Annotated in this window: 11 protein-coding genes; 5 read left to right on the top strand and 6 right to left on the bottom strand. The window is 70.0% G+C overall.

The window, feature by feature from the left end:
• Positions 1-186: 186 nt before the first annotated feature.
• From rhaS to B7K26_RS02365, 4 genes are all read right to left on the bottom strand, one after another.
• Positions 187-1,242 carry a rhamnose ABC transporter substrate-binding protein gene (gene rhaS, locus B7K26_RS02380; RefSeq protein ID WP_084077072.1) on the bottom strand — a complete coding sequence of 352 codons (1,056 nt, stop codon included), beginning with the start codon at positions 1,240-1,242 and terminating at the stop codon, positions 187-189.
• Positions 1,243-1,322: 80 nt separating this feature from the next.
• The gene (locus B7K26_RS02375; RefSeq protein ID WP_084077071.1) at positions 1,323-2,357 is read right to left on the bottom strand and encodes an ABC transporter permease; all 1,035 of its coding nucleotides are present in this window, start codon (positions 2,355-2,357) and stop codon (positions 1,323-1,325) included.
• Positions 2,350-3,381 carry an ABC transporter permease gene (locus B7K26_RS02370; protein WP_084077070.1) on the bottom strand — a complete coding sequence of 344 codons (1,032 nt, stop codon included), beginning with the start codon at positions 3,379-3,381 and terminating at the stop codon, positions 2,350-2,352. Before B7K26_RS02370 ends, B7K26_RS02375 begins: the two co-directional genes overlap by 8 nt.
• A complete protein-coding gene (locus B7K26_RS02365) occupies positions 3,378-4,904 on the bottom strand; it encodes a sugar ABC transporter ATP-binding protein (RefSeq protein WP_084077069.1) in 1,527 nt (508 codons plus the stop codon). The genes B7K26_RS02370 and B7K26_RS02365 overlap by 4 nt, the downstream gene beginning before the upstream one ends.
• Positions 4,905-5,079: 175 nt before the next feature.
• Between B7K26_RS02365 and B7K26_RS02360 the strand changes: the two genes are divergently transcribed.
• From B7K26_RS02360 to B7K26_RS02350, 3 genes are all read left to right on the top strand, one after another.
• A complete protein-coding gene (locus B7K26_RS02360; RefSeq protein WP_084077068.1) occupies positions 5,080-6,093 on the top strand; it encodes a LacI family DNA-binding transcriptional regulator in 1,014 nt (337 codons plus the stop codon).
• A 103-nt stretch (positions 6,094-6,196) separates the two neighbouring features.
• Positions 6,197-6,535, top strand: coding sequence for a DUF3221 domain-containing protein (locus B7K26_RS02355; RefSeq protein WP_084077067.1), 339 nt, complete (start codon positions 6,197-6,199; stop codon positions 6,533-6,535).
• Positions 6,536-6,539: 4 nt separating this feature from the next.
• The gene (locus tag B7K26_RS02350) at positions 6,540-7,310 is read left to right on the top strand and encodes an MBL fold metallo-hydrolase (RefSeq protein ID WP_084077066.1); all 771 of its coding nucleotides are present in this window, start codon (positions 6,540-6,542) and stop codon (positions 7,308-7,310) included.
• On the opposite strand, the gene B7K26_RS02345 is transcribed toward B7K26_RS02350, so the two are convergent.
• Positions 7,307-8,266, bottom strand: a complete 960-nt coding sequence (locus B7K26_RS02345) for a serine hydrolase (RefSeq protein ID WP_084077065.1) — start codon at positions 8,264-8,266, stop codon at positions 7,307-7,309. The genes B7K26_RS02350 and B7K26_RS02345 overlap by 4 nt on opposite strands.
• Positions 8,267-8,369: 103 nt before the next feature.
• Here B7K26_RS02345 and argS point away from each other — a divergent pair, with 103 nt between their 5' ends.
• Positions 8,370-10,046: an arginine--tRNA ligase gene (gene argS / locus B7K26_RS02340; RefSeq protein ID WP_084077064.1), complete on the top strand. Its 1,677-nt coding sequence runs from the start codon at positions 8,370-8,372 to the stop codon at positions 10,044-10,046.
• Positions 10,047-10,052: 6 nt separating this feature from the next.
• Positions 10,053-11,387, top strand: a complete 1,335-nt coding sequence (gene lysA, locus B7K26_RS02335) for a diaminopimelate decarboxylase (protein ID WP_084077063.1) — start codon at positions 10,053-10,055, stop codon at positions 11,385-11,387.
• A 73-nt stretch (positions 11,388-11,460) separates the two neighbouring features.
• Here lysA and B7K26_RS02330 read toward each other — a convergent pair whose 3' ends face one another.
• Complete coding sequence (locus B7K26_RS02330) at positions 11,461-12,312, bottom strand: SDR family oxidoreductase (RefSeq protein ID WP_084077062.1); 852 nt, start codon at positions 12,310-12,312, stop codon at positions 11,461-11,463.
• Positions 12,313-12,350 lie beyond the last annotated feature (38 nt).

Raw genomic sequence — 12,350 nt, 5'->3', positions numbered from 1 at the left:
CTCCTCAGCGAGAGTGTGGTGAAACACGGCCGCGACGCCAACGGTGGCGTCGCGAGGTGAAGCCGATGCCGTTGCGTACGAACGTAGCGGCATCGGGCACTCCTGTCGCGGGGAGCGAGGGGGCCTCCACGCGCCACGGCGCCCGGACTCTGGTGAGCCCGGGCGCCGTGGCGCGTGCGTGGCGACTTAGAAGTCGAAGTCGCCGATATTGTCCGCGTCGAAGACGTACGGGTCGCCCAGCAGGACGGTGCCGTCGGCATCGACCGTGTACTCACCGAGCTTGCCGGCCTCGAAGGAGTCGCCCTCGGCGCCGGTGATGTCGCCGTCGATGAGGGCCTTGGCTGCGTAGGCGGCCAGGTAGCCGAGGTCGGCGGGGTTCCACAGCGCGAAGGCCGTGACGGTGCCGTCCTCGACGTACTCGCGCATCTGGTTGGGGGTTCCCAGCCCGGTGACCGCGACCTGTCCCTTGGCGTCCGAGGTCGAGATGTAGCGGGCGGCGGCGGCGATACCCACCGTGGTGGGGGAGACGATGCCCTTGAGGTCGGGGTAGGTCTGCAGCAGTGCGGCGGTCTTGTCGAACGAGGTCTGGTCGTCGTCGTCGCCGTACACCACGTCGACGAGCTCGATGTCCGGGTGCTCGTCGGCGAGCAGCTGCTCCATCGTCTCGATCCACGCGTTCTGGTTCGTGGCGTTCGCGCTCGCGGACAGGATGGCGATCTGACCCGCGTCGCCGATCTGCTCGGCGATCATGTCAACCTGCACCTTGGCGATGCCGTCGGCGGTCGCCTGGTTGATGAAGAGGTCGCGGCACTCGGGGTTGGTGTCGGAGTCGAAGGTGACGACCTTCGTGCCTGCGTCACGCGCCTCGTTGAGGGCGTCGCAGATAGCCTCGGGGTCGTTCGCCGACACGGCGACGGCGCCGACGCCCTGCTGTGCGAGCGTGTTGATGTACGACACCTGGGCATCGGGCGCCGCCTCCGCGGGCCCCACCTCGGCATACGTGCCGCCGAACTCCTCGATGGCCTCCTCGCCGCCGGCGTCCGACGTGTCGAAGTAGGCATTGCCCAGGTTCTTGGGCAGGAAGGTGATCGAGTAGTCGCCGGACTCGGCACCCGCGGCGCCGGCAGAGCCGGACGGGTCGGAGCTCTCGCCATCGCTCGACGAGCAGGCGGTGAGGGCGAGCGCCATTCCCGCCAAGGCCGCGACGGCCATGCCGCCGCGCTTCATGAGTGGGGACTTCATTGTCTTCCCTTTCGTCGTGTGTGGTGCGTGCCACGGATGTGGCGTGGGCGGCGGGCGGATGCCGAGCCGCGGGTCATGCGTCAGGGCTGTGACACTGCCGCGGAGCGGCCGCGCCTGGCCCACCGGTTCCGCACCCAGGCGGTGACGCTCGGTGACACCACCGAGGCGATCAGAAGGGTGCCGGTGATGATGTTGATGACATCGGAGGTGACGTTTGCGAGCCGAAGCGCGCTCGACAGGGTGCCGATGAGGAGCACTCCCGCGATGACGCCGTGCAGCGCACCGCGCCCCCCGAAGATCGAGACTCCGCCCAGGAGGACTGCGGCGATGACAGCCAGCTCGAGCCCTGTGGCGTTGTCGCCGCGGGCGGAGCCGTACCGCAGCGTGAAGTAGATGCCGGCGAACGCCGACACGGTGCCCGTGAGGACGAAGAGAATCAGCTTCGTCCGGCCCACCCGGATTCCCGAGAAGGCCGCGGCCGAGTCCGACAGGCCGATGGCGAACACCCCTCTGCCGAACGGCGTGAAGTGAAGCAGGAGCCCGAAAGCGACGGCGAGCACGCCGAAGACCACGATCACCCACGGGATGGGGGTGCCGGGGATGGTCCCCGTGGCGGCGTCCCGCCACCCGTCCGGAAAGTCGGTCACCGCGGTGGTCCCCAACAGCCCGACCGCGAGGCCGCGGTACAGCGCGAGCGTGCCGATCGTGACCGCGAGCGAGGGAAGGCCGACCACGGTGACGAGGAAGCCGTTGAAGGCGCCTGCGACGGCGCCAGCCGCGACCGCGATGAGCGCGGCAAGGGCCATGGGAACGCCGCCTTGGTACAAGACTCCGACGAGCACGCTGGACAGGCCCACGACGGATGCCACCGACAGGTCGATCTCGCCCGTCACGATCACCATGGTCATGGGCAGGGCAATGAGGAGGATCGCCGCGGTGTCGAGCAGCAGGTACTGAAGAGTCAGCTCGGACGCGAAGTTGGGCACGGAGGCGGCGGAGACCGCGAACACCGCGGCCAGGGCGGCAATGATCCCCGTCTCGCGAGTCAGCAGGATGCGGCGCCAGAGGGGCTGTCCGTAGTCGCGATAGGTGCGAACCGTGGTGGCGTCAGTCATGGCTGGCCTCCCTCATGCGTGCGAAGCGTTTGACCTGGCGTGCGGCGGCGATGCGGTCGAGGACGATCGCGCCAAGAATCAGCGCGCCCACCACCGCTCGCTGCCAGAAGTCGTCCACGCCGAGCACCGGCAGGGCGCGGTTGATGGTCATCAACAGGTAGGCGCCAATCGCCGCCCCGAACACTGACCCGGAGCCGCCGAAGATCGCGACGCCGCCGATGACGGCCGCGCCCACGGCCTCGAGCTCGAAGCCGGACCCCACCTGAGAGTTCACGGTGCCGTAGCGCGCCGCGTAGAGGACGCCGGCAAGTCCCGCGAGGGCGCCGGAGACGACGAACGCGACGAGGACGCGGCGGGTCACGCGCAGCCCGTAGAGGCGGGCGGCATCCGGATCCGATCCGATCGCGTAGAGCTCACGCCCACCCCGCTGAGTGTGCATGTACCAGGCTGCACAGCCCAACACCAGGAGCGCTATCAGCGTAAGGACCGGGATGTTCGCGACGGAGTCCGTGCCAAGTGCCAGGAATCCATCGGGCATGTCGGAGGCGTTGATGCGGTCCGAGCCCGTCCACCACACGTTGATCCCGCGGTAGGCGTACAACGTGCCGAGTGTGATGACGAGGCTCGGCACCTTAGCGAAGGCGACGAGCGCGCCGTTGACGAGGCCGAGACAGGCGCCGAACGCGATGCCGATGACGAAGACGAGAGGCCACGGAAGCGAGGGGAAGTCGACGAAGATGCGGCCCGTGAGGTACGCGGAGAGTCCGAGGACCGAGCCGACCGAGAGGTCGACGTTGCGTGTGATGATGACGACGGCCTGGCCCACGGCGACGAGCATCAGGATCGAGGGGGTAAGGAGCAGGTCGCGGAAGCCGTCGGGCGAGAACAGGAAGTTCGGGTTCTTCGCGGTGGTGACGGCGACCACCAGCACGAACGCGGCGAGGATTCCCACCTCCCTGATGCGCGCGAAGGACCCGAGCCTGCTGAGCATGGTCTGCGAGGCGTTCCAGGTGCGGGCGCTCATGCGGCCTCCTCCGCCGCGTGGGTCGCGGCGAACATGATGTTCTCGGCGGTCGCGGTCTCGCGGGGGAGGTGCGCGGTGATGCGGCCCTCGTGGACCACCAGGATGCGATCGGCCATGCCGAGGACCTCGGGGAGCTCGGAGGAGATCATGAGCACGGCGAGCCCCTGGGACGCGAGCGTGGAGAGCAGTCGATGGACCTCGGCCTTGGTTCCCACGTCGATGCCTCGCGTGGGCTCGTCGATGATGAGCACACGGGGGTGCGTCGCGAGCCACTTGGCGAGCACCACCTTCTGCTGGTTTCCGCCCGACAGCGTGCCCGACTCAGCATCGAGGGCCGCCGTCTTCACCTCGAGGCGCGCCGCCCACTCCCGCGCGGCGGTGTTCTCGATACCGCCCCACAGCAGACCGCCGCGCGCGAGGGTGCGGCGGATGGCCATGGTCACGTTGCGGGCGACCGAGCTCTCCAGCACGACGCCCTGGTGGCGCCGGTCCTCGGGGACGAGGGCGATGCCCTTGCGCATCGCATCGGCCGGATCCTTGCGCCTCACGGTGTTCCCGCCGACCGACACGGTGCCACCTTCGTAGGGGTCGACCCCAAAGATGGCGCGCGCGATCTCGGAGCGCCCGGCGCCCACGAGCCCCGCGAGGGCCACGATCTCGCCGGCGCGGACGTCGAAGGACACGTCGGTGAACTCACCCGTCTGATGGAGGCCGTCGACGCGCAGGACCACGTCGCCAATCTCGGATTCGACCTTGGGGAAGAGCGCCTCGACGTCGCGTCCCACCATCTGGCGGACCATCGCCTCCACGGTGGTGTCCGCAATGGGCGAGGTGGCGATGTACTCGCCGTCGCGCATGACCGTGACGGTGTCGCACAGCGCGAAGACCTCGTCGAAGCGGTGCGAGATGAACATGATGGCGCAGCCCTGGTCGCGCAGCGACCGCGCGACGGTGAAGAGCCGCTCGACCTCCACCCCGCTGAGCGCGGCGGTGGGCTCATCCATGATGAGCACCTTCGCGTCGAGCGAGATGGCCTTCGCAATCTCGATGAGCTGCTGGTCGGCGATGGACAGGCCGCGCGTGGGGCGGTCGGGATCGATGTCGACTCCCAACTCGGAGAAGATTGCCGCGACCTGCTCACGCATGGCGCGCGTATCGATGCGACCGAGCGACCTCAGTGGTTGACGGCCCATGAACACGTTCTCCGCGACCGAGAGGTCGGGAAAGAGGGTGGGTTCCTGGTAGATCACGGCGATGCCCGCCGCCTTAGAGTCGGCGGTCGACGCGAAGTCGACGGGCTCCCCGTCGTATTCGAGCGTGCCGGCGTCGCGCTGGTACACGCCAGCGATGATCTTGACCAGCGTGGATTTTCCCGCGCCGTTCTCGCCGATCAGCGCATGAATGGAGCCGTGGGCGAGAGTGAGGTCCGCGCGCTTGAGGGCCACAACGCTGCCAAAGGCCTTGGCCACGTCCTTGAGTTTCAGGGCCGGCGTGGAGTGCCCCTGCGTGGGTGGAGTCGTCATTGACTACCGCCTTCTCATCGACAATGATGAAACGATTCACGGTTACGCTAGGGCGGCAGGCGTGGAGTCGTCAAGCCTGAGAACGTCACGGAATCGCATCGTTTTGTGGCGCGGTGCGGCCGTCAGTGCGCGGGCGTCATGACACGATGTGCCTGCTCGAGGAGAGGATGACGGGATGGCGGTCAGTGTGCGCGAGGTCGCGCAGCGAGCGGGAGTGTCCGTGGGGACCGTGTCCAACGTCCTCAACCGTCCCGAGCAGGTGAAGGCCGCCACGGTGGAGCGCGTGCGAGAGGCCATCGCCGAGTTGGGCTACGTCCCCAACGCCGCGGCGCGCCAGCTGCGCGCGGGCCAGTCGACCACCCTCGCGCTCGTGGTGCTCGACGTCTCGAATCCCTTCTTTACCGACGTGGCGCGAGGCGCCGAGGCGCGCGCGGAGGAGGCCGGCCTCACCGTCACGCTCGCCAACTCCGACGAGTCGTCCGACCGCGAACGCAAGCACCTCGAGCAGTTCGAGACCCAGCGCGTGGCCGGGGTGCTGCTGGTCCCCACCGCCGATGCTGGCGACGCCGTGGCGCGGATGCGCGAGCACGGCATCCCCGTGGTCCTCGTGGACCGCGGCACCCCCGACGCCACGGTCGCCTCCGTCGCGGTCGACGATGTCGCAGGCGGGCGCATGGCCGCCGCGCACCTGCTCGAGTCCGGACGTCGCAGACTTGCCTTCGTGGGCGGTCCGCGCGGCATTCATCAGGTCGCCGACCGCTTCGAGGGCGCCGCCCAGGCCGTCGAGGCCGTTGACGGCGCCAGCCTGACGCGCGTGGAGACCGATGCGCTCACCCTCGAGGAGGGGATGCGCGTGGGAGCGGCCGTCCTGAAGATGGTGCGCGCGGGGGAGGTGGACGCGGTCTTTGCCGCCAACGACCTGCTCGCGATCGGCGTGCAGCAGGCCCTCTTGTCCGGCGCGGATCCCGTCGCCATTCCCTGCGACGTCGCATTGGTGGGCTACGACGACATCTCCTTCGCCGCGGCGGCGGTTGTCCCGATCTCCTCGGTGCGTCAGCCCCGCCGCCAGATCGGTTCCACCGCGGTGGACCTCCTGCTCGCCGAGCGGGACAAGGCCGACGGCGCTGCGCGCGAGCACGTGCTCTTCCAGCCCGAACTAGTGGTCCGCGCCTCCACCCGGACCCCCTAGTCCTGGACAGGGTGAACCGGATCGGGGCTCGACACGCCGGCGCCATTGCCGAAACGGCGCGACACGCCGGGTCTCGGGCTCGGAAACGGTTCAAACTGTGGGGATGAAGCGCTTGCTCGCCGTCGCCGGCCTCGCCCTCGTCGTCACTCTCGCGGGCTGCACCGGCGCCGCAAGCCTGCCCGACCGAGACCCCGAGGCCGTCGGCACGGCCGACGCGGTCGTCACGGAGGGCGCCGAGACGCGCGTGAGCTTCGTCCCCGACGCGGGCTACGAGTACTTCGAGGGCACCACGTTCGTGCTGACCGACGACATCACGGTGACGGGCGCGGTGGACACCGCCGCCGACATCACCGACGGCGACCGGATCCAGGTCTGGTCGACCATCTGCGCCGAGTCGTTCCCGGTGCGATGCCAGGTAGAAGCGGTCGAGGTGCTTGACTAACGGCATGACGGCGCAGGCGACGCTCACGCTCATCGGCGGCCCCACCGTGCTCATCGAGTACGCCGGGCTGCGCTTCCTCACGGACCCGACCTTCGATGCCCCCGGTCCCGTGGGCAACCTCACCAAGCTGGCGGGGCCCGCCCTCACCCGCGACGAGGTGGGGCACATCGACGTCGTGCTGCTCAGCCACGACGAGCATGAAGACAATCTCGACGTCTCCGGCCGCGCGATGCTCGACGAGGTGCGCCACATCCTCACCACCCCCGAGGGTGGCGAACGGCTCGCCCGCGCCCAGGGGCTGCGCCGCTGGGACCAGGCCATCATTCCCGGAGGCGCGTCGACGGTGACCGTGACCGCCGTTCCCGCGCGCCACGGCCCGTCGGTAGTGAAGCACCTCGCGGGCCAGGTCACGGGGTTTGTGCTCGAGGCCGAGGGATGGCCCACGGTGTACATCTCGGGAGACAACTCGTCCGTGCGCAAGGCGGGCAAGGTCGCCGACAAGTTCCCCGACGTCGACGTGGCCGTGATCTTCGCCGGCGCCGCGCGCTCGCCGCGCCTGAACGACATGATGCTGACGGCGGACGCCGAGCGCACCCTCGAGATCGCCTCCCGCTGGCCCAACGCGACCGTGGTGCCGGCCCACATCGACGACTGGGCTCACTTCTCGCAGCCCCGCGCAGCCTTCGTCTCCGCGGTGGCCGACGCCGGCGCAACGGGCCGCATCACCCTCATCGAGCGCGGGGAGACCAGGCAGCTCCCCTCAAGGCATACCTAGGCGAGCACGGCGTTCGCCAAGGCGATCGGGTCCATCCCCTCGCCCTCGGCCCCCGCGACGTTGGTGAGCCACACGAACGCGACGCCGCACTCGGGGTGCACCCAGAACTCGGTACCCGCCCAGCCTGCGTGCCCGAACCCGTCGCGCGCGTCAAGGCCCGCAACGTCCCGCCGAAGGCAGAAGGTCACGCCCCACGCGCAGCCGCGCTCGGGCGGGTACGGGTCGAGCAGTCGCGCGTCGTCGACGAGAGACGTGCGCATCAGCGCAAGGGTCTGCGGCGCCACCAGCGCGCCGTCGTCCGCGAGGAGCGACCGCCCCACGGCAAGCAGGTCCTCCGCGGTCCCCACCGCGCCCGCACCGGGGTGTCGCAGCGACGCAAAGGCCTCCCAGTCGAGCGTCGCGTCGCCGCGCAGCACGGGCCGATGCTCGGTCGCGGCCGTGTCGAGCGTCACCCCCGTGGCGCCCACGGCGGCGAGGTCGGACGCGAGCACGTCCTCCCACGCGCGCCCTGTCGCGTGCTCGACCATGCGGACGATTCCCTGGTAGCCGATCGACGAGTAGCGCGACGCGGTTCCCGCCACGAAGTCCCTCCCGGGAGACAGGAGCGCCTCGTCGAGGTCGCCCGCGAAGTCCAGCGCGGGCTCGGGGATCCCCGCCGAGTGCGACACGAGGTGACGCAGAAGCACCTCGTCGGGGCGGTCGGCGCCGAAGCCCGGCACCGCATCGGCCAGGCGCGCGTCGAGCGACAACTCGCCGGACGCCAGCAGGCGGCCCACCGAGACACCCACGAGCGCCTTGGTGATGGAGAACAGGGGATAGGCGTCGCCGGGGCGCGCGTCGCCCACCGCGTCGAGCTCGACGGCGCCGTCGGCCGTCACCACCCCGAGGACGCCTCCCGGCACCATCCCTGTCTCGACCTGCGTGCGCGCCCAGCCGAGCGCCTCCTCGAACCCCATCGTCACTCCCTCGTCGCAGCGAAACCGGGCCACGGCATCGGCCCTCCGCACGCGACCCTACCCAGGAGGGACAGCACCGTGCGCGCGCCGATAGACTCGCGGGGTGACTCCCGAGGAACTTGCCGCACAGATCCGCGCCGCCCTGCTCCAGGGCATCGATGACAGCGACTTCCAGCTGTCCCCGTTCGATGTCCCCGAGGACATCCGCGTGGAACGCCCGCGCCAGCGCGAGCACGGCGACTGGTCGACAAACATCGCGATGCAGCTGGCCAAAAAGGCCGGCACCAACCCGCGCGAGTTCGCCGACACCCTTGTCGAGCGCCTGGCCGAGATCGACGGCATCGACGCCGCCGAGGTCGCAGGCCCCGGCTTCATCAACATCCGCCTCGCGGCGGGCGCGGCGGGCGAGCTCGCCCGCGGCATCGTCGAGTACGGCGAGGACTACGGCCGCGGCGAGTCGCTGACGGGCAAGACCGTCAACGTCGAGTTCGTCTCCGCTAACCCCACCGGCCCCATCCACCTGGGTGGCACCCGCTGGGCCGCGGTGGGCGACTCGCTCGCACGCCTGCTCGAGTTCCACGGCGCGATGGTCACGCGTGAGTACTACTTCAACGACCACGGCAGCCAGATCGACAACTTCGCGGCGTCGCTCTACGCGGTGGTCGCGGGCGAGGACGCCCCCGAGAACGGTTACGGCGGCCAGTACATCCAGGACATCGCCAACGAGGTGATGGTCGAGGCGATGGAGAACGGCGACCCCGACCCCCTCGAGCTTCCCCGCGACGAGGCCATCGAGTTCTTCCGTCAGCGCGGCGTGCGCCTCATGTTCAACGAGATCAAGCAGTCGCTCAAGGACTTCGGCGTCGAGTTCGACGTGTACTTCCACGAGGACTCGCTTCACGAGTCGGGCAAGGTCGAGACGGCGCTCGAGGAGCTGAAGGGCTCCGGCGCGCTGTACGAGACCGAGGGCGCCTGGTGGCTGCGGAGCACCGACCACGGCGACGAGAAGGACCGCGTGGTCATCAAGTCCGACGGCAACGCCGCGTACATCGCCGGCGACATCGCGTACATCCGCGACAAGGCCGAGCGCGGCGCCGACCTCTGCATCTACCTGCTGGGCGCCGACCACCACGGCTACATCGCGCGCCTCAAGGCCGCCGCCGCCGCGCTGGGCTACTCGCCCGAGATCATCGAGGTCATCATCGGCCAGATGGTGAACCTGGTGAAGGATGGCCAGCCCGTGCGCATGTCCAAGCGCGCCGGCACCGTCGTCACCATGGAGGACCTGGTGGACGCCGTGGGCGTGGACGCCGCGCGCTACTCGCTGGCGCGCTCGAGCGCCGACTCGTCGATCGACATCGACCTCGACCTGCTCGCGTCGAAGACCAACGCCAACCCCGTCTTCTACGTCCAGTACGCGCACGCCCGCACGTGCGGTGTTCAGCGCAACGCCGCCGAGTACGGCATCGCCCGCGAAGACGGCTTCGACGCCGCGCTGCTGGAGCACGAGTGGGACGCGAAGCTGCTGGGCGTGCTCGGCGAGTTCCCGCGCGTGGTGACGCAGGCCGTGGAGTTCCGCGAGCAGCACCGCGTGGCGCGCTACCTCGAGGAGGTCGCGTCGACGTTCCACGGTTGGTACGACCGCACGCGCGTGACCCCCCAGGGCGACGAGGAGATCACCGACCTCCACCGCACCCGCCTGTGGCTGAACGACGCCGCGCAGCAGGTGCTGCGCAACGGCCTCCACCTCATCGGCGTCTCCGCGCCCGAAAGGATGTAGGGGCCGATGCCGGTGTGGTCCAGCTCCGTCACGCGGGGCGATGACGGCGTGCTCGCCGTCGGTGGCATGGACGTCCGTACTCTCGCGGCCGAGCACGGCACCCCGCTGTACGTGGTCGATGAGGCCGACTTCCGTGTCCGCGCGGCCGCCTTCCGCGACCACTTCACCGCGGCCTTTGGGCGCCACCGCGCCAAGGTCGACGTGTTCTACGCGGGCAAGGCCTTCCTCGCGTCGCAGGTCGCCGGCTGGATGCGCGAGGAGGACCTGTGCCTCGACGTCGCCTCGCGCGGCGAGCTCGAGATCGCTCTGCGTGGCGGCATGCCCCCCGAGCGCATCGGCCTGCACGGCAACAACAAGGCCGAGGACGAGCTGCGCCGGGCGCTATCAGTGGGCGTGGGACGCATCATCGTCGACTCGTTCACCGAGATCGAGGTGCTGGACGCCCTCGCGCGCGAGATGGGCGTCACCGCCCCCGTGCTGGTGCGCGTGACCACGGGAGTGCACGCCGGCGGCCACGAGTACATCGCCACGAGCCACGAGGACCAGAAGTTCGGCCTCTCGCTCGCCTCGGGCGCCGCCTACGACGCGATGCTCGCGTGCCACGACGCGGTGGGGCTGAACCTGCTGGGCATCCACACCCACATCGGCAGCCAGATCCTGTCGATCGACGCCTTCCGCGAGTCCGCCGACCGCATGCTGCGCCTGCGCGCCGCGTTCATGGCCGACACGGGTGCCGCGCTTCCCGAGGTGGACCTGGGCGGCGGATACGCGATCGCCTACACCGAGGACGCCGAGGCGCTCGAGCCGTCCGTCGCCGCCTACGAGATCGCCGACGCCGTGGCCTCCGTCATGGACCCCATCGGCGGCGAGTGGCCGCGCTTCTCGATCGAGCCCGGCCGCGCCATCGCCGGTCCCGCCGGCCTGACGGTGTACACGGTCGGCGTGACCAAGGACGTCAAGCTCGACGAGGGCGGCTCCCGCCAATACGTCGCTGTCGACGGCGGCATGAGCGACAACCCGCGCACCATCATGTACGGCGCCGAGTACCACGCCGAGGTCGCCTCGCGCGTGTCCGATGCCCCCCTCACACTGTCGCGCGTGGTGGGCAAGCACTGCGAGAGCGGCGACATCATCGTGCGCGACGTGCAGCTGCCCGAGGACACGCGGCGCGGCGACCTTCTCGCCGTGGCCGCCACCGGCGCCTACGGACGCTCGATGGCGTCGACCTACAACGCCGCGCTGCGCCCCGCCGTGGTCGCCGTGCGCGACGGCGCCTCCAAGGTGCTGGTGCGTCGCGACACCCTGGAGGACCTGCTCAGCTGGGACGTCGCGGGAGACTAAGCCACCGCATCGGCCAGACGCGCTGCGGCCCGGCACTCCACGAGGAGTGCCGGGCCGCGTGCGTGGACGAGCGCTACAGCGCCGCGAGCACCGCGTCCTTCATGCGGGTGGGCTCGTGGCCGATGAGGTCGGCGAGGTCCGTGGACTCCGTCACCAGGTCGCCCTTGGCGATCGAGGCGTCGACGCCGGCCCAGAAGCGGGCGGTGCCCTCGTCGAGGCCCGCCTGGACCATGCCGCCCACCAGCTCGTCGACCGAGACGGCGTGGTGGCGCACGTCGGTGTCGGTGGCGGTGGTGAGGGTCTCGGCGAGGTTGGTCATGGTGAAGGGCTCGGCGCCCAGCTCGTAGACCTTGCCCTCGGCGTCCTGGAGCGCGGCGGCCGCCGCCGCCTCCGCGTAGTCCGAGCGGGTGGCGGCGGAGATGCGGGCGTTGTTGGTCGCGGTGGTGATCGCGCCGTTGGCCAGGTACTGGGGGATCTGCGCCGTGTAGTTCTCGTAGTACCAGGAGTTTCGCAGGATCGTGGCGGGGATGGCCGATGCCGCGAGGGCCTCCTCGGTGGCGACGTGTTCGCCCGCGAGCGGGTTGGTGGTCGTGTCGGCGCCAAGGATGGACGTGTAGAGGATGCGGCTCACGCCGGCCTTCTCCGCGGCGGCAATGACGGCCTGGTGCTGGGGCAGCCGCTTGCCGGGCTCGGACGCGGAGACGAGGACAAGGCGGTCCACGCCGGCGAGCGCGGCGTCGAGCGAGGCGGGCTCGTCGTAGTCGCCGTGGCGGACGGTGACTCCCTTGTCGGCGAGGTCGGCCACCTTGGACTCCGTGCGGGCGATCGCGACGATGTCCGACGGGGCCACGTCGCGGGCGAGGAGGTGCTCGACGATGAGGCGGCCCAGGCGTCCGCTGGTTCCGGTGACGGCGTAGGTAGTCATGGTGTGTCCTTTCGGAGGAGTGATGTCCTGACGTCCAT

This window comes from Demequina sp. NBRC 110057, from assembly GCF_002090175.1.
Taxonomy (GTDB): Bacteria; Actinomycetota; Actinomycetes; order Actinomycetales; family Demequinaceae; genus Demequina.
This window is presented reverse-complemented; position numbering and strand designations above follow the sequence as displayed.

Excerpts from the sequence above, each read along its gene's own strand:
- rhaS (WP_084077072.1), bottom strand. The coding sequence starts at position 1,242 with ATGAAGTCCCCACTCATGAAGCGCGGCGGCATGGCCGTCGCGGCCTTG.
- B7K26_RS02375 (WP_084077071.1), bottom strand. The coding sequence starts at position 2,357 with ATGACTGACGCCACCACGGTTCGCACCTATCGCGACTACGGACAGCCC.
- B7K26_RS02370 (WP_084077070.1), bottom strand. The coding sequence starts at position 3,381 with ATGAGCGCCCGCACCTGGAACGCCTCGCAGACCATGCTCAGCAGGCTC.
- B7K26_RS02365 (WP_084077069.1), bottom strand. The coding sequence starts at position 4,904 with ATGACGACTCCACCCACGCAGGGGCACTCCACGCCGGCCCTGAAACTC.
- B7K26_RS02360 (WP_084077068.1), top strand. The coding sequence starts at position 5,080 with ATGGCGGTCAGTGTGCGCGAGGTCGCGCAGCGAGCGGGAGTGTCCGTG.
- B7K26_RS02355 (WP_084077067.1), top strand. The coding sequence starts at position 6,197 with ATGAAGCGCTTGCTCGCCGTCGCCGGCCTCGCCCTCGTCGTCACTCTC.
- B7K26_RS02350 (WP_084077066.1), top strand. The coding sequence starts at position 6,540 with ATGACGGCGCAGGCGACGCTCACGCTCATCGGCGGCCCCACCGTGCTC.
- B7K26_RS02345 (WP_084077065.1), bottom strand. The coding sequence starts at position 8,266 with ATGGGGTTCGAGGAGGCGCTCGGCTGGGCGCGCACGCAGGTCGAGACA.
- lysA (WP_084077063.1), top strand. The coding sequence starts at position 10,053 with ATGCCGGTGTGGTCCAGCTCCGTCACGCGGGGCGATGACGGCGTGCTC.
- B7K26_RS02330 (WP_084077062.1), bottom strand. The coding sequence starts at position 12,312 with ATGACTACCTACGCCGTCACCGGAACCAGCGGACGCCTGGGCCGCCTC.